General features: G+C 35.4%; 13 protein-coding genes. 8 read left to right on the forward strand and 5 right to left on the reverse strand.

Annotated elements, in window-relative coordinates; translation table 11 throughout:
* Positions 1-46: 46 nt before the first annotated feature.
* Both PL77_RS16530 and dxs read right to left on the reverse strand, forming a co-directional pair.
* Complete coding sequence (locus PL77_RS16530) at positions 47-1,846, reverse strand: GAF domain-containing protein (RefSeq protein ID WP_044207606.1); 1,800 nt, start codon at positions 1,844-1,846, stop codon at positions 47-49.
* Between the two features lie 117 nt (positions 1,847-1,963).
* On the reverse strand, positions 1,964-3,907 hold the full coding sequence (dxs, locus tag PL77_RS16535; protein WP_044207610.1) for a 1-deoxy-D-xylulose-5-phosphate synthase: 1,944 nt from the start codon (positions 3,905-3,907) through the stop codon (positions 1,964-1,966).
* A 364-nt stretch (positions 3,908-4,271) separates the two neighbouring features.
* Between dxs and leuC the strand changes: the two genes are divergently transcribed.
* The 5 genes from leuC to PL77_RS16560 all read left to right on the forward strand — a co-directional run bounded on the left by leuC (position 4,272) and on the right by PL77_RS16560 (position 11,332).
* Positions 4,272-5,672, forward strand: a complete 1,401-nt coding sequence (leuC, locus tag PL77_RS16540) for a 3-isopropylmalate dehydratase large subunit (RefSeq protein ID WP_044207613.1) — start codon at positions 4,272-4,274, stop codon at positions 5,670-5,672.
* 26 nt (positions 5,673-5,698) lie between these two features.
* On the forward strand, positions 5,699-6,295 hold the full coding sequence (gene leuD / locus PL77_RS16545) for a 3-isopropylmalate dehydratase small subunit (protein WP_044207615.1): 597 nt from the start codon (positions 5,699-5,701) through the stop codon (positions 6,293-6,295).
* A gap of 32 nt (positions 6,296-6,327) precedes the next feature.
* Positions 6,328-7,416, forward strand: a complete 1,089-nt coding sequence (gene leuB, locus PL77_RS16550) for a 3-isopropylmalate dehydrogenase (RefSeq protein WP_044207617.1) — start codon at positions 6,328-6,330, stop codon at positions 7,414-7,416.
* A 476-nt stretch (positions 7,417-7,892) separates the two neighbouring features.
* The gene (locus PL77_RS16555; RefSeq protein WP_172665880.1) at positions 7,893-10,679 is read left to right on the forward strand and encodes an outer membrane beta-barrel protein; all 2,787 of its coding nucleotides are present in this window, start codon (positions 7,893-7,895) and stop codon (positions 10,677-10,679) included.
* A 32-nt stretch (positions 10,680-10,711) separates the two neighbouring features.
* A complete protein-coding gene (locus tag PL77_RS16560; RefSeq protein ID WP_044207621.1) occupies positions 10,712-11,332 on the forward strand; it encodes a hypothetical protein in 621 nt (206 codons plus the stop codon).
* Between the two features lie 240 nt (positions 11,333-11,572).
* Here the strand turns inward: PL77_RS16560 and PL77_RS16565 are convergent, their stop codons facing one another.
* The 3 genes from PL77_RS16565 to PL77_RS16575 all read right to left on the reverse strand — a co-directional run bounded on the left by PL77_RS16565 (position 11,573) and on the right by PL77_RS16575 (position 13,807).
* Entirely contained in the window at positions 11,573-11,968 is a 396-nt protein-coding gene (locus tag PL77_RS16565) for a hypothetical protein (protein ID WP_044207623.1), read from the reverse strand.
* A gap of 11 nt (positions 11,969-11,979) precedes the next feature.
* Positions 11,980-12,837: a nuclear transport factor 2 family protein gene (locus tag PL77_RS16570; RefSeq protein WP_044207625.1), complete on the reverse strand. Its 858-nt coding sequence runs from the start codon at positions 12,835-12,837 to the stop codon at positions 11,980-11,982.
* A gap of 100 nt (positions 12,838-12,937) precedes the next feature.
* On the reverse strand, positions 12,938-13,807 hold the full coding sequence (locus PL77_RS16575) for a helix-turn-helix domain-containing protein (RefSeq protein ID WP_044207627.1): 870 nt from the start codon (positions 13,805-13,807) through the stop codon (positions 12,938-12,940).
* 170 nt (positions 13,808-13,977) lie between these two features.
* On the opposite strand from PL77_RS16575, the gene PL77_RS16580 reads away from it, so the two are divergent.
* From PL77_RS16580 to PL77_RS32315, 3 genes are all read left to right on the forward strand, one after another.
* On the forward strand, positions 13,978-15,663 hold the full coding sequence (locus PL77_RS16580; RefSeq protein WP_044207630.1) for a tetratricopeptide repeat protein: 1,686 nt from the start codon (positions 13,978-13,980) through the stop codon (positions 15,661-15,663).
* An 80-nt stretch (positions 15,664-15,743) separates the two neighbouring features.
* Positions 15,744-16,721 carry a DNA cytosine methyltransferase gene (locus PL77_RS16585; protein ID WP_044207632.1) on the forward strand — a complete coding sequence of 326 codons (978 nt, stop codon included), beginning with the start codon at positions 15,744-15,746 and terminating at the stop codon, positions 16,719-16,721.
* Positions 16,722-16,787: 66 nt separating this feature from the next.
* Positions 16,788-17,309, forward strand: a 522-nt coding sequence (locus PL77_RS32315; RefSeq protein WP_044207634.1) for a hypothetical protein, incomplete at its 3' end; no start/stop codon positions are given.

The following is a 17,309-nucleotide window of genomic DNA, read 5'->3' on the forward strand; positions in this document are numbered from 1 at the left end:
TTAAGTATTAATTGTATAACTTATGTTATTTTCTGACTAAAAAAGCTTAATTCTCAGCCTTTTCAATGATTAGAGCTTCTAATTCTTTTATCCTTTCTTTCTGTAATTCAATCTCATCTCTAAGCTTCACTACTACTCTTGAAGTATCCATATCCGCTATTGATGAAGCTATTATTTCAGATAATTTTTGAAGGAAATCGATATGATAGTTGTCAAGTACTGAGAATGATGAAATCTCTAAGATACCGTACATGATATCTCCATAAATCAATGGTAGAATGATTAAACACTTAGGTTTGGCACCTCCCATTCCAGAAGATATATTGATGTAGTTGTCCGGTACGTCTTCAATGTACACCATTTTTTGTTCTTTGTATACTTGTCCTAAGAGGCCATTTTCAAGATCATACTGTCTTTCGTCATATCTCTTTTTGTCATAAGCATACAGAGCCATCAGTTTTAGGTTTTGTCTACCTTCTTGATCTTCGTTTAAAAGTATGAAGGTACCTTGACTTGCTTCTATATAATTAATAATACTGCGTAAAAGATTGTCAAACCACTCTTCTTGACTTGTTACTTTTTCTCTTAAAAGCTGGTTGAACTGAGCCATACCATTGATGACCCAATTACGTTTCTTTTCTTCTTCTTGTACATTTCGGAATTTGTCTCTCATTTGTATCAAATCGTTAGCAAGAGAGGTGTCTCTGTACTTTTTATCATACGTGACATCCACCTCGCCAGCAGTTACCTTTCGAGAGAACATATTGGCAGCTTGTAATTGATCATCTAGTGAATATAAATTGTCTGTAATTTCAGCAACTTCATCATATTTATATTTTTGATCATTTTTAAATTCAAGAAGTGACTTTCCTTCGTTGATTCTTTGTGTTACACCTTGTAAAAATTCGAAGCGTTTCCCAACTGCTTTTGAGAACATGAATACGAACCAACTTAAGATAACTGCTTGAAAAATAAATACAACAAGGAAGGTGATCATCATCCACTTTATATAATTCTCACTATTTGATAATACTTTCTCTGACAAGGAAATTAATCGAGTATTGATTTTTTCTTGAAGATCAGAGACATCTTTCATTAAACCGGAGTTTTGACCTCTACCAATCACTTTCATCAAGTCTACCACTTTATGCATGCCAAATTGATAGGCAGCAAGGTTGGCTCTTAGCGTTCTGACTTGTTGTTCTGTTAAATCATTCATAGAACGGTCTTGATACAGCCTCACAATTTCTAGTTCAAACTCCTCTACGCTTTCATCAAAGAGTTTTAAGTACTTGGTTTCTCCTCTAAGTAGATAGTCTTTTTCATTTCTTCTCATTGTGAGAAGCATTCCCATATTGAGTGGAATATTTGTTTTTTCAATTTTATGAATCTTTGAACGCATATTCCCTACCATGCCCCAGTCTTTAAAACCAAGGTCAAGGTACTTTCTCATTAAAAAGTCTTGTTGTGCTTTAAGTTGCTCCATATCTGAGCGTAGAAACTCCATTTCTTTTGCTCTAGAATCGTTTAGACGGTCCATGTGTTTTCTTACTTCCTCTACCGTATAGAGTGCGGAGTCTAACAAACTGATGGATCTGATAGTGTTAGTACTTTTCCTTTTTTTGTAAAATTCTGCTGAAATTAAATCTTCCAATAAGAAATTCTTATAGTAGATTTCAGACTCTGTGTAGAGAGAGTTGCATTTTTTGAATTGTTCAGTTAACTCGTTCGTTTCTACTAAAGAACGTGTACCTAAAAATACTAATACTAATGTTGACAGTAGTAAAACAGTATTGACGATAAAAAGGATACCTAAGCGAAAACGAATAGTTTTACGAATAATCATATGCTTTGCCTGATAATTAACCAAAAAATAAGGAATGCCTAAAAGCTATGCTTTTAAAACATTCCTTACTTCAAAAATATTGCCTCAATCCTTCTTTTTATAAAAATGAAAGACCAATTACTTCGTTTTCTCTAAAACTTTCACTTCTTCTGAAACAACTGATGATAGTTTTATGACTGCATCAAATATACCATCATGATCAAAACCTGCTTCACGTTGCAATTCAATTTGCTCTCCTTGCTCAATAATAGTATCAGGAATTCCCAATCGTACGACAGTTTTGTTCGTATATTGATTGTCCATCATCCACTCTAAAACAGCACTACCAAATCCGCCCATAAGCGCACCATCTTCAATAGTGATAATTTTGTCATACTTAGCAAAAATTTCAGTGAGTAATTCTGCATCTATTGGTTTCACAAAACGCATATCATAGTGACCAGGGTTTACACCTGCCACTTGGAAGCGATCTCTTAATTGTACGACATAATTACCGATATGTCCAAAAGTTAAAATTGCAATCTCTTCGCCTTCTTGAACAGTTCTACCTTTACCCACTTCAATTTCTTCCATAGGTACTCTCCACTCAGGCATTACACCTTGCCCACGTGGGTAACGAATAGAGAATGGAGAAGTTCTGTGATTAACTGCTGTTTTCATCATGTGACGAAGTTCCGCTTCATTCATTGGTGCAGCCACTACTAAGTTAGGGATACAACGCATGAAAGGAATATCATAAGCACCGTGATGGGTAGCTCCATCTGCTCCTGCAAAACCAGCTCTGTCGAGACAGAAAATTACAGGTAAGTTTTGAATACATGCATCGTGTACAACTTGATCATAAGCTCTTTGCATGAAAGTAGAGTAGATATTACAGAAAGGAATCATTCCTTCTGCGGCTAAACCTGCAGCAAATGTCACGGCATGCTGTTCAGCGATACCTACATCAATAGCTCTATCCGGCATTTCCTTCATCATGATATTCAATGAACATCCTGAAGGCATAGCTGGAGTGATACCCATAATTTTATCATTCTCCTTGGCCATTTCCAAAATGGTCTCACCAAATACAGTTTGATATTTAGGAGGCTGAGGAGTTTTATGTACTTTCTTTTTGATTTCACCTGTTAGCTTATCAAACTTACCAGGGGCGTGCCATAAAGTTTGATCTTTTTCGGCTAATGCATAACCTTTACCTTTAACAGTAACAGCGTGGAGGATTTTTGGTCCAGGGATTTTTTTCAAATCTTCAAAAACATGTACCAAGTGATTGATATCATGTCCGTCTACAGGACCAAAGTAGCGAAGTCCTAGTGCTTCAAATAAGTTGCTTTGCTCTAACAATGCTGATTTTAAAGCATTTTCTGCTGCTGATACAGCTTGTTGAGCATGAGGGCCGATCTTTTTGACCTTTCCTAGCATATTCCAAACTTCATCCTTGATCTTGTTGTAGAATGGAGAAGTAGTAATATCTGTCAAATAATCTTTTAACGCACCTTGATTGGGATCAATGGCCATTCTATTATCATTCAATATGATGAGAATGTTAGCATCTGATGCACCTGCGTGGTTCATTGCCTCAAAGGCCATACCTGCAGTCATTGAACCGTCACCAATTACGGCGATGTGTTGTCTGTCGTGCTCTCCTTTTTCTTTAGAAGCGATGGCCATACCCAATGCAGCACTAATAGAAGTAGAAGAGTGCCCTACGCCAAAAGTATCATAATCACTTTCGTCACGTTTGGGGAAACCGGATAATCCTCCATACTGACGATTAGTGTGAAATTGATCTCTTCTTCCTGTAAGGATTTTATGATTATATGCTTGATGACCAACATCCCAAACGATGCGATCATAAGGTGTGTTGTAAACATAATGGAGTGCAGTTGTTAACTCTGTCACCCCTAAGCTTGCTCCAAAGTGTCCGCCATAGATGGATACATTATCGATGATGTATTGTCGTAACTCTTCACAGACTTGATATAATTTATCCATAGAGAGTTCACGCAAATCACTTGGCGAATCTATTTTTGCAAGAAGTTTACCCGGTTCAATTAGCATAACTAGAGTGTCTTTATTTAACCTTAGAATGGGTTCTGAAATCGTAATTATAATTCAGAACGAATTTTAAATCGATCTATAGGATATTAAATTTGTAGCTATAGACTTTTTTAGTTTGTACTATTAATCAACAATTTGTTTTATCAAAACTCTTTCTTCTTGGGAATTGTTTTAATAAAGCATAAGATTAAACGATTTTAGGCAAAAATACAACAAAGATTCCCGGTCTGACAAAAAGGGAATAAAATAGTTCTAAATTTTAGCATATTTCTCTGATATTCTTGTGATATGTAAGGTTTTAACCTAAATCGTCACCGCAGAAGGGAATAATAATTATAGGAAAAGATTAAAAAACAACAAATACATGAGCAACAACAAACCGAGAACATTGTTCGACAAAGTATGGGATAACCATGTCGTTCAACGCAAAGAAGGATTTCCTGATGTGTTATACATCGATACACATTTTATTCACGAGGTAACTAGCCCTCAAGCATTCAATGGACTTCGTAATAGAGGAATTCAACTCGCTCGTGTAGATCAAACTTGGGGAACTGCGGATCACAACGTTCCTACCAAAGATCAACATCTTCCAATCAAAGAAGCTTTATCAAGACATCAAGTAGAAACGCTAACAAAAAACTGTGATGAGTTTGGCGTAAAACTTTATGGTTTGGGCCACCCATTCCAAGGTATCGTTCACGTAATTGGACCTGAATTGGGCGTAACTCAACCGGGTAAAACAATTGTTTGTGGTGATAGCCATACGTCTACTCACGGTGCTTTTGGTTCAATTGCTTTCGGTATTGGAACATCACAAGTAGAACAAGTAATGTCTTCTCAATGTACACTTCAAAACAAGCCTAAGGCAATGAGAATTGTTGTGGATGGTGAGTTACAAGAAGGTGTAGGTGCAAAAGACATAGTATTATATGTAATTTCTAAATTATCAGCTTCAGGAGGTACAGGTTACTTCGTAGAGTTTGCTGGTTCTGCTATCCGTAATTTATCTATGGAAGGTAGAATGACGGTATGTAACATGAGTATCGAAATGGGTGCTCGTGGTGGTATCATCGCTCCAGATCAAACTACTTTTGATTATTTAGAAGGAAGAGAATTCGCTCCAAAGGGTGAGAAATGGGAAGAATCATTGGCGTATTGGAAATCACTTCCAACAGATGAAGGTGCAACATTTGACGCTGAATTCGTCTATGACGCTGCGGATATCGCTCCTATGGTTACTTATGGTACTAACCCTGGTATGGGTGTTGGTGTAGATAGTGCTGTTCCAACTCCAGAAAGCGAATCAGACAAGAAAGCTTTAGAATACATGGGCTTGAAAGAAGGTGAGGCGTTAATCGGTAAGCCAATCGACTATGTATTTATCGGTAGCTGTACAAATGCTCGTATCGAAGATTTGAGAGCTGTAGCTGAATTTGTAAAGGGTAAAAAGAAAGCTGACGGCGTAAATGTTTGGATCGTTCCTGGTTCTAAGCAGGTTGAAAAACAAGCAATCGCTGAAGGTTTAGATAAAGTATATGCTGAAGCTGGTTTTGAGTTAAGAGAGCCAGGTTGTTCTGCTTGTTTAGGTATGAATGAGGATAAAGTTCCTGAAGGAATGTACTGTATCTCTACTTCAAACAGAAACTTTGAAGGACGTCAAGGTCCAGGTGCTAGAACGTTATTAGCTTCTCCATTGACTGCTGCTGCTGCTGCTGTAAATGGACACATTGTAGATGTAAGAGAAGAGTTAACTACAGCATAATTTTAATATTTAAAGAGAATATCAACATGAAATATACAAAATCGACTTGCGTTCCTTTAAATATTGAGAACGTAGATACTGACCAAATCATCCCAGCTCGTTTCTTGAAGGCTACAACTAAAGAAGGCTTCGGTGATAACCTTTTCAGAGACTGGAGATACGACAAACAAGATCAGCCAATCGCTGATTTCGTATTAAACCAAGACACTTACAAAGGTGAAATCTTAGTTGCTGGTAAGAACTTTGGTTGTGGTTCATCACGAGAACACGCCGCTTGGTCTATTGATGACTACGGGTTTAAAATCGTAGTATCAAGCTTCTTCGCAGACATCTTCAAAGGGAATGCTTTGAACAACGGATTACTTCCTTTAGTAGTTTCTGAAGAATTCTTAGCAGAGCTTTTCGCTGATATTGAGGCAGATCCTTCTACAACATTAGAAGTGGATTTAGAAGCTCAAACAGCTTGGATCACTGGCAAAGAAGAGAACAAACAATCTTTCGAGATTGATGACTATAAGAAAATGTGTTTGATCAATGGATATGACGATATCGATTATCTATTGAGCTTAAAAGAAAACATTGCGAAGTACGAGCAAGATCGTGTTTATGCATTCAATGTCTAATTCAAACTCAAAAAAGAACAACAAACAAAAACATGAACAAGAAAATCACAGTACTTGCAGGTGACGGTATCGGATTAGAAGTTACAGGCATTACTCAAAATATATTAGAGATCATCGGTGAGCGTTTTGGTCACTCATTCGAATTCTCTCCAGCATTAATTGGTCACTCAGCAATTGAAGCAACAGGCGAGCCTTGTCCACAAGCTACTATTGATGCTTGTAAAGCTTCTGATGCAGTACTATTAGGTGCTGTAGGGATGCCAATGTATGACAACAATCCTAACTTAAAAGTACGTCCTGAGCAAGGTCTTCTTAAAATCCGTAAGGAATTAGGATTATTCTCAAACATTCGTCCTATTAAATTATTTGATGAGTTATTATATACTTCATCAATCAAACCTGAAATTCTTCAAGGTTCTGACATCATTTTCTTCCGTGAGTTGACGGGTGGTATCTACTTCGGTACTCCTCGTGAGCGTAACGAAGACGGTACAGAAGCAATTGACACATTACGTTACTCTAAAATGGAGGTAGAACGTATCGCTCGTCAAGCTTTTGAATCAGCAATGACACGTCGTAAGAAATTATGTTCTGTAGATAAAGCCAACGTATTGGAATCTTCTCGTTTATGGAGAGAAACAGTACAAGCACTTTCTGCTGAATATCCTGAAGTGGAAGTAACTCACATGTTCATTGACAATGCAGCAATGCAATTGATCCGTGATCCTAAGCAATTCGACGTAATTGTAACAGGAAATATGTTTGGTGATATCCTTACGGATGAGGCTTCTCAAATTGCAGGTTCTATGGGTATGTTACCTTCTGCTTCTGTTGGTTCAGAAATCGGATTGTACGAGCCAATTCACGGTTCTGCTCCTGATATTGCAGGTAAAGGTATCGCGAATCCAATCGCTTCTGTTCTTTCAGGTGCATTGTTGTTAGATATCTCTTTCGGATTAAAAGACGAGAGCGATGCAATCATCAGTGCTGTTGATCAATTCTTGAAAGATGGATACAGAACGTTAGATATCGCTACGGAGGAAACTCCTGAAGATAAGCGTATGAATACTGAACAAACAGGTAAAAAATTGGCAGAGTTATTAGCTTCTGTGACAGTGTAACTACCTATTGTTAAATACTAAGGATCCTGCCTTCTTTATTGAAGGTGGGATTTTTTTTGTTTAAAAAACGGTGAGACATGTAAGTTGTTATACCTTTTTTGGGAACTAATTGGGCATAATTAGGAAAAATTGAAATCGAAGAAAGCGTTAAAAGAAGCAAGTGTAATGATAAACATAGAGCTTTATGAAAAAGATATAAGTGAAGAGACAGTATACATGTTTAAAATCTCTCTTTAAGATTTTAAAATACTCTAAAATCGTTGTTTTATGAATTGGTATGATTCTTTATACCCAAATACTAAGTCCTGCAATTTTTTGTAGGGCTTTTTTTATATAAATCTATCTCTTCAATTACCACTACTTTCATTAGTTGAAAATAACTATCCCTTCGTTGAAAATTTCTCAAACACACTTATAGGTTCTGTTTCTTTGTAATGAGTCAAGTGAACTATCCTTCTAACATCATTACGATAACAATGAAACCTATAATTTTACTCCTTTTAATCATATCCTCAACAACGGCTTGGTCCCAAGAAATCCTTCTGCAAGGAAAGGTGATTGGAGGCGACAATAAAGAAGCATTAGTCAATGCGTTAATTACTATTTCCAATGAAAATAATAAATACCAAGTCCTTTCTAATTTGGATGGAGAATATAAAATCACGCTAAAAGAAGCCGGAAAATATAAGCTAGAGGCCATGTATTTGGGGTATAAAAATTATGCTTCAATGGTAACGGTCACTCCTAAGACAAACCAATTAGACGTTACTTTGGAATCGATGTTTACGGAATTAAATGAAGTTGAAATTGTAGGTGATGTTCCTGTTGTAATAAAAGAGGATACCCTTCAGTTTTCTTCTAGTAATTATAAAACACATGAAGATGCTACAGCGGAAGACTTGGTTTCTAAAATTCCAGGAATGGACAGAGATGAAAATGGAAATGTCACTTCTGAAGGAGAAACTGTAAAAAAAGTACTTGTGGATGGAAAAGAGTTTTTTGGGGATGACCCGAAAAGTGCCATGCAAAACCTTCCTGCTGAAATGATTGATTATGTACAGGTCATTGATCAGAAAAGTGATCAGGCGGAATTTACAGGTTTTGATGATGGTAACAGAACCAAAGCCATCAATTTTGTAACGAAGAAAGATGCAAAATATGCTTATTTCGGGAAAGCAGAGGCAGGTTATGGTTCTGATGAACGTTATAGTGCTGGTGGTAATATCAATATCTTCAAAGGAGAACAACGTCTTTCATTTACTGGTTTGAGTAATAACGTCAATCAGCAAGGTTTTATGTCTGACAACCTTTCGTCGGGTGGTCCTAGAAGAAGAGGCGGTGGAAGAGGTCGTGGAAATGGTACTCCAGGGGAAATTTCAGCTAAATCTAATGGTATCAATACTTCTCACCTTTTAGGCACAAATTATATTGATTCTTGGGGTGAAAAAATTGACGTGACAGGAAGTTATAGTTACAAATTGGTGGACAATGTTACAGACGAGGCCTCTTCTACTGAGTACCTTGTTTCTGAAAGTAGTAATCAGATTGTAGATGAAATTCTAGATATCGATTCACGAAAAGAGAATCATAATTTTAATTTCAGAATGGATTATGAATTAAGTCCTAAAACCTCTATTCGTATTCGCCCATCCATTAAAATGGAAAATGGAAACAGTGCCAACAGCAGTTTATCGAATACTTATTTGAAAGACGGAACAGATCTCAATAGTTCTGATATGAAACAGTTCAGCACCAACAACTCCGCTGATATTAATAACTCTTTCCTTATTCGTCATAAATTAAATGATAACGGCAGAACACTAACTTTAGATTGGAAATTGTATTATCATAATGACGATACCTATCAAGATGTATTTACTAATATCAATTATTTTGAAGGAGATAATACTGAAAACGATTCTACAGCTCAGAGAATTCTTGGAGACACTGAAAAATTCAGAACATCAGCTAATTTGATATTCACTGAAAAACTGGCTAAAAACCTTCAGTTAAAGCTCAATTATTTTCAAAGTTGGGAAAAGCAGGATGTCAATACTAGAACGTATGATATCATGGATGATGCTAACGAAGGGGATTTTATTGAAGAACTTTCGAATACATTCACCTCCAATCAAAATATTTACAGACCAGAAGCTGGGTTACTTTTCAAGAAAGATAAGATCAATATAACAACCTCATTACAGTATCAATATTCAGCTTTGCTGAACGAAAGCATTTATCCTACTCAAGAAAATACCACTACGAATTTCGGTCACTTCTTACCTTCATTATCTATTAATTATAAGTTTTCGAGAAGTAAAAGATTACGTTTCTCTTATCAGAAAAATGTCTCTTTACCGAATGTTACCAACTTACAATCTGTAGTAGATTATAGTGATCCATTAAATATTTCATCTGGTAACCCTTATTTAGAAGGAGAAGAAAGTCATGTGTTACGTTTCAATTATAGAAACTTCAATATCGCGAGAAAGGAAATGTTCTTCATTAATCTATCGGCGACACAAACCGACAATAAAGTCACTCAATATACTTTTATCGCAGAAAATGACACCACAATCAATGGTGTGCCAGTGAGGAAAGGTGCTTCTTATACTTATCCCATCAACTTGGACGGCTACATCAATGCCAGAGGAATTATGGTTTACTCCAAACCAATCAATCCCATCAAAACCAATATTTCTTCCATGACAATGGGTAGTTACACAAGAAATGTGGGTATCACCAATGATATCACTTCTTTCACTTACGATAAGTCATTGGGACAAGGCATCCGATTATCAAGTAATATCAGCAAAAGAGTTGATTTCAATATCTCAAGTATGTGGACTTACCACTGGATCAACAACAATGCAAATGCATCCTTGAACGGTAATTACCTTCACAATAATATCAGAGCGAGTATAAATGTTGAGCCTATTGAGAGGTTGATTTTGAATACCTCTTTTACCGGAAATATTTATAATGGGGACGATGATTTGATTCAGGATAATATCTATAAATGGAATGCTCATATCGCCTATAAACTGTTCAAAAATAGGAGAGGGGAAGCCCGATTCTCCGTTTCAGATATTCTTAATCAAAATAGCAGTATCAGCAGAACGGTGACAGAAAGCTCTATTCAAACTAGTACTTACAATGTGCTTCCACGTTATTTTATGGTTTCCTTTATTTATCGACCTAAAGGCAAAACCAATCAAAAAGGTTTTGGAGGTAGAGAGGGCAGAGGACCAAGACCATTCTAATTAAATTTATATTATTAATAAATACACAAAAAATGAAAAATTTACTTTTCACATTCATACTTTTAAACCTTAGCAGTCTTGTATTTGCTCAAAGAAATTTTCCTTCTTTCACACCTCAAGAGTTCCCAAAAGAACTTTCTAAAGAATTGAAATTGGACGAAAGCACTGAGAAAAAATTAGGCAAATTATATATCCGATTGCAAGAGGATGTGATGAATACGATTATGATTGCTAGAAAGGATGGTGAAACGGATCGTGAAAAAATTAAAGCTGAAACAGATGAACTTAGAGATAAACATCTTGTGAAAGCAAAAGGCATTCTTGATGATGACACTTATGCTTCTTATGAAAATTTCATGTTGATGGAACGTAGAGAGAAACAAACTTATCTTTTAGAATTAAAGCTTGAACTTACTCCTGATCAAAAGGAAAAATATGATGCAATCAACGCTTCTTCAAAACAAGTTTTTCAACAAATCAGAGAAAAACATAAAGGAGATCGTGAAGCGATGAAGGAGGCTTTGGAACCTGTTATGAAACAACATGAAATGATGCTTTCTCAGGTCCTTACTGAGGAGCAAATGAGCATTTATAAAGCATCAAGAGAAGAGATGATGAAAAAGGGTAGAAGAGGTGGAAGAAGATCTTTCTAAAACTTCATTAAAATAATTATATCGCAAGTGTTAAGCCGATAGGCGTCACTTGTGATCACACTTTGGCGAAGTCTCCTGATTTCAAAATGAATAAAAATATGGTTTTTATACTCGAAGTCGTGAGACTTCGCCAATATTCAGTTCCAAGTGACGCTCACGCTTAACACTTGAAACATGGATTTGTAACAAAAAAGCACAAGTCTCGCCTATTGCTAAACTTGTGCTTGTTCTATTTTTATCTTAACGATTCAATTCCATATGATATCCCAAATCGTCTTTTTCGTACTCTTCAATACTCAATGGTTGTTTACTTTTGATCAACCGAATACTATGCGTACTTCTAAAATAACGAACATCAATTAAGGTATCTTTGAATTGGAAAATTGAGAATCCCCAATCGTATAAATCATATTTTAGGTTTATTGCCTTATCGTATCTCGATATTGAATCCACTACTTTGAAGTATTTCGAAAGGGCTTCATTATAGTTTTTAAAAGAGACTTCTTCAATATAATACTGATGGTCATTGACGGTATAAACAAAACTGTCTTTCAAGTTTCCATACTTAATCCATCTTTCTTTTTTGAAAAAGACAATCAACAAAAACGCCGAAATAAGTATTACAATAAACAACATGACCTTATAATTTAGAAATTAAATTTCCCGTTTGAATTTTTCGCTTCCGATTCTGGAAGAATTTCTTGAATAGCGTCCCAATGTTCTACGATTTTTCCATCTTCGAGTCTGAAAATATCATAGAATGCTACCTCTTTTTTCATGAAAACCCCTTCAGAAACAGCAATAACAAAGTTTCCTTCACCAAATAAGGCGTGATTTTTCTTATAAACCATTGGCATTCCAGCCTTATTCAGTGCCTCAATAGCTTCACCTAGTCCGGCTAAACCATCTTTTACATTAGGGTTGTGCTGTAAATATTCTTCTGTAGACACATAGTCCGTGATTTTCTCAGGGTGTTTTCCGAATAAAACATCATCAACGAAATGTTTGACAATTTTTTTATTCGCTTTCGTCTTATCCAAGTCCTTGACTTCAGTTGCGCCATCTATTTGAGATCTTCCTGAGGCAGTTTCAGTAACTTTCTCCTGAAGGTTGTCCCAGTGTTCTACAATCAGACCATCTTCAAATCTGAAGATATCTATTCCGATTTTCGGCCCGAAGAAGTTATAATCAGTATGAGCGATGACAAAGTCACCATCCTCGATTACTCTTACCGTGTTCGCCTTTGCAGATCCTTTTGGCAACTGCTGTAAAACAGCACCAAAACCTGCTAAACCATCTGCTACAGATTGATTATGCTGAATGTATTTGTTAGGATTGATATAACCCGCAGGAGCCGAATCTCCTGTTTCGATGCTTTTTAATAATGCTACTACCTTGTCTTTGTTCGATACTTCCATTGTACTAGAGTTTGATGATGAATCTTGAGCTGAGCTTGATAAAAACGCCATAATTAATACGGCTAATGAGTATATTTTCTTTGTCATGGATTACTATGTTTGTTTAACAAAATCAACATTACAAAGGTGGCGGATGGAGGAAGTTTTATAAAGGTAGATTTACGCCCTTGAATGATACATTTACGCCTTACTTGTTTTTTACTCTAAAGTCAGCAGGGGTGACAGTGGCATGTCTTTTAAAAAACTTGATGAAGTTAGTAGGTTCATCATACCCTAACTCATAGGCAATTTCCTTCACCGGTTCATCCGTATGCACCAATAATCTTTTGGCTTCCAAAACTACTCTTTCATCAATGATCTTTTTGGGTGATTTTGACAGTACTTCAGCAGTTGACTTATTCAACTGTTTTTCTGACAAATTCAATGAATTTGCATACCATTTTACCCCTTTCTCCTTTTTGTAAGACTCTTCTAAGTGTTCTTTAAAGTTGATTACATTGGTCAGATAGAGACTAGGCTCCAATTCTTGTACACCTTGTTCTCGGTATGCTCTTTCTGATTGTAGTAAGAAAAGGTAAAGTAATTTATGAAGGATCTCTTTTTGTGCTTGATCTTTCTTTTTTTCCGCTTCTTGATTCATTTGGTGGAAAATAAGTTCTAATGCCTCTCTATTAATAATGGGTGATAATTTTGCGACGTCATAAAGGTCACTATATAAAATAGAGGTAGTAATATACCTAAAGTCATACTTGGTTTGACAGAAAAAATCGTTGGTAAAAATGATTGATTTTCCCTCATAATAGCCATTTGCATCGTAGAGATTAACGGAGTTTTGAGCTACAAAAATTAAGGTATTGTCTTCAACTTTTATGGGTTTAAAATCTACATAGTGTGTGCCGTGTCCTTTTTCAATCCAAAGAATATGATAAAATCTGGCACGATGTGAAGTTGTTATTAAATGATTTTTCTCTTTAAATATTTTTTGAAGATCAACAATTTCAAACTCCAATCCATCCTCATTCTTCCTGAAGTCGTATTTTTTTATTTCTTCTTTCATCCACAATCGAATTATTATTCATACAACAATTTGAAATTTCCAAACTGCACTATGTTAATGGCTATTTTTCGTTAAATTACAGAAAATCAAAATGAAACATTGATGATAAATCGATAAATTTAACGTTTCATTTCTAAGCTACCAATTTCGAATTATAATCAGCTGTAACATTGAAATCACTTATAAAGAACTTCAATACGTTTTTTTTAATAGTATTTACGTCTACTTCCATTTTCGCTAGCACTATCGACAGTTTACAAGAAAAACTTTCAGATACTTTTGAACCTCATCAAAGAGGGGAATTAATGCTTCAGTTAGGGAAAAAGTTTATTGCCGTTGACATGGACCGTGCAATAGATTATACCACTGAAGGCATAATGCTTTACGAAGAAAATAAGGATGACCAGCTTTTGGGCGAATTATACAACCTCAAGGGCAACATCTATCTTTACAAAGGGCAATCTTACAAAGCAAGAGAAGCCTACTTTAATGCCATTCAACAATTCAGAAAAATCAAAAACAAAGAGTTGGAAGTAAGGTCACAAACCAACTTATGTCAGATTTATCAACAGGAAAAAAATTATCCTAAAGCGTTAGCTGAATATGACAAAGCCATCGCTACTGTAAAAGAACTGTCTGAGGATATTCAAAATGAATTACTCCCACATCTCTATCTTAATAAAGGTACACTATATGATGAACTAAATGAACCTGAAAAAGCCATTCACCTCTTCAATCAGGTCATCAGAATGTGTAAAAATGAATCACAATTGATTATGAAAAGTAAAGCCCTGCACAACCTTTCGAATCAATATGCCAATCAGAAAAGATATGAGGATGCTTTGGAGGTTTTAGAAGCTTCTTATAAAATCAAACAAGAATTGAATGATGAAAGAGGGGAAATCAACTCATTAGTGGCCTTTGCACATATTGCTTCTCAACAAGGTCGTTTTAAAGAAGCCGAAAAGTTTTATTTAAAAGCCATAGAGCAAGCGGATGAGGTGAACTCTCCTGTTGACCTCAAAAATGTCTACTACGGTCTATCAACCTTCTTCGAGAAAAATGGACATACTGAAAAGGCATTTCAATACTTTAAAGAGTATAAAAAAGCATCAGATGAGCTCCTTCAACAGCGATACAGCAAAGGAATTGCGGACTTAGAACAGAATCAAATCAAAGCTTTAGAAAAGATTCAGCTGTTACATGAGAAAGAAGAACAGCAAACGATTATTATCATTCTTACGTGCCTTTTTATTGGTATTATTTCTATCATTTTGATGGTACTCAGAGTTCAGCGTTTGAAAATGATCAATGCAAAGCAAAATGAGGAAAAAGCCAATATTGCGAGAGAGCTAGAAACGGTTGAACATCAATACACACAAGAGCAAAATAAAGTATTGCAGTCTCAAGTAGAGTTTAAAGACAAAGAATTGACGACAAACATTATGCACTTAATGCAACAAAACGAGTTGATTAATAAGGTCTCTGAAGAACTGCTGAGTATTGATTCTGAGTTGGACAGTAATAATAAAAAGAAGATCCGATCGATTGTTTATAACCTCCAAAATGCCAATCAAGGAGAAGTTTGGAAGGAATTGGAATACCGTTTTGAACAAGTGCACTCCGACTTCTTTGATAAATTGCATCAAAAATTCCCAAGTCTTTCCCCTAATGAAAAGAAGCTTTGTGCATTCCTCAAATTAAACTTAAGCACAAAAGACATTTCCAACATTACGCATCAAAGTGTGAAGTCCATTCAAGTGGCCAGATATCGACTCCGTAGAAAGTTAGAAATCAATAATACCGACGTCGATTTTCAAACTTTCTTTGATAATATTTCCTACAACGAAAAATAATTTTCAAACAATTAGTCAGCAGTGTTGATTCATTCATTTGCATCTATTAATATCGTATATCATTTTTTTGAAGGGATAAGATGAAGATAGAGGGATTAAAATTTATAGATCTATTTGCTGGTATTGGTGGTTTTCATAAAGCGTTGACATCGTTTGGAGCAGAATGTGTTTTTGCTTCTGAATGGGATAAATTTGCCGTAAAAACCTACCAACGCAACTATGGTATCCAACCTCACGGTGATATCACTCAGATTGATGAAAAAGATATTCCTACTCATGATATCCTTTGCGCTGGCTTTCCTTGCCAAGCCTTTTCTGTATCAGGCAAACAAAAAGGGTTTGAAGATGCCCGCGGTACTTTATTTTTTGATATTGCTAGAATTGTAAAGCACCATCAACCGAAATTACTCTTTCTGGAAAACGTCAAAAACTTTGAAAAACATGATGGAGGAAATACCATTCAAGTAGTCATCAAGACCTTAGATGAGCTAGGGTACAATGTCAAATACAAAGTGTTGAATGCATCAGAATTTGGTTTACCTCAGAACAGAAAACGAATTTACTTTGTCTGCTTTCGAAAAGATATCACCATCAATGAATTCCACTTTCCTTTACCTCATCAAAAACATGTTAGCCTAAAAGACTTCTTAGAGCAAAAACCTGATGCCAAGATTGTCAACCGCCCAGACATCGACATTTATAAAAAATACAAACCTAAAGAAGATAAAGAAGGAAACGTCATTTTACCCAACCGCCCCATACAAATCGGAAGAGTGAATAAAGGCGGTCAAGGAGAACGCATCTACGACCCCATCGGTCATGCGATTACGTTATCTGCCTATGGAGGAGGAGTTGGAGACAAAACAGGTTTATATAAAGTTGGTAATAAAATCAGAAAACTTTCCCCAAGAGAGTGTGCTCGTATTCAAGGTTTCGATGATAATTTTATTATTACTTCAGCCCATAATCAGGCTTATAAGCAGTTTGGAAATAGTGTAGCGATTAATGTTTTGAAGGCGATTTTGGGGGAAATTGAAAGGGTAAGAATAAATCTTTAAGATATTTAATACAAGTATGGTATATTGAATTATGTTCACTAACAACAACTTGCAAATTATAGAAAAGTGGAGGAATTTTATAAAGAAAAATTTAAGGATAAAAGTCGGATAGAACTAATTTTAATAATTGAACATGCCTCAGATTATAACCCTGAAGCTGTACAAGCTGCTAGATCTCTTTATTTACTTAAAGAAAAAGAAGGAGAACGTGTATATACTGAGACAACAAAAACTACAAACAATACATTTGATTTTATTAAAAACTATCGAATAAGTTATTTCTTCAATTATGTTATTCTAATTCTCAGCTTATATTCATTAAATCTCTTTATTCATTTTTACAAAGAAGAGTTAGGTCTTAATATTCAAGACATAAATGTATATGATTTTTTTTGGGTTTGTTTACTAATTAATCACCTATTATATATCATTGAAAACAAGAAATTCTACTCTTTTTTTAGTAGATGTATCAATAGTATATTTTTCTTTATCACCTTTATTTCATTTTTGAAATTAATTAATAGTCTGAACCATTCTTCAATTCAGGACGGAGCTTTTAAAATTATAGTTACCCCATCAAACCGGACT

The sequence above is a fragment of the Flammeovirga sp. OC4 genome (assembly GCF_000812565.1).
Taxonomy (GTDB): domain Bacteria; phylum Bacteroidota; class Bacteroidia; order Cytophagales; family Flammeovirgaceae; genus Flammeovirga.

Excerpts from the sequence above, each read along its gene's own strand:
- PL77_RS16530 (WP_044207606.1), bottom strand. The coding sequence starts at position 1,846 with ATGATTATTCGTAAAACTATTCGTTTTCGCTTAGGTATCCTTTTTATC.
- dxs (WP_044207610.1), bottom strand. The coding sequence starts at position 3,907 with ATGCTAATTGAACCGGGTAAACTTCTTGCAAAAATAGATTCGCCAAGT.
- leuC (WP_044207613.1), top strand. The coding sequence starts at position 4,272 with ATGAGCAACAACAAACCGAGAACATTGTTCGACAAAGTATGGGATAAC.
- leuD (WP_044207615.1), top strand. The coding sequence starts at position 5,699 with ATGAAATATACAAAATCGACTTGCGTTCCTTTAAATATTGAGAACGTA.
- leuB (WP_044207617.1), top strand. The coding sequence starts at position 6,328 with ATGAACAAGAAAATCACAGTACTTGCAGGTGACGGTATCGGATTAGAA.
- PL77_RS16555 (WP_172665880.1), top strand. The coding sequence starts at position 7,893 with ATGAAACCTATAATTTTACTCCTTTTAATCATATCCTCAACAACGGCT.
- PL77_RS16560 (WP_044207621.1), top strand. The coding sequence starts at position 10,712 with ATGAAAAATTTACTTTTCACATTCATACTTTTAAACCTTAGCAGTCTT.
- PL77_RS16565 (WP_044207623.1), bottom strand. The coding sequence starts at position 11,968 with ATGTTGTTTATTGTAATACTTATTTCGGCGTTTTTGTTGATTGTCTTT.
- PL77_RS16570 (WP_044207625.1), bottom strand. The coding sequence starts at position 12,837 with ATGACAAAGAAAATATACTCATTAGCCGTATTAATTATGGCGTTTTTA.
- PL77_RS16575 (WP_044207627.1), bottom strand. The coding sequence starts at position 13,807 with ATGAAAGAAGAAATAAAAAAATACGACTTCAGGAAGAATGAGGATGGA.
- PL77_RS16585 (WP_044207632.1), top strand. The coding sequence starts at position 15,744 with ATGAAGATAGAGGGATTAAAATTTATAGATCTATTTGCTGGTATTGGT.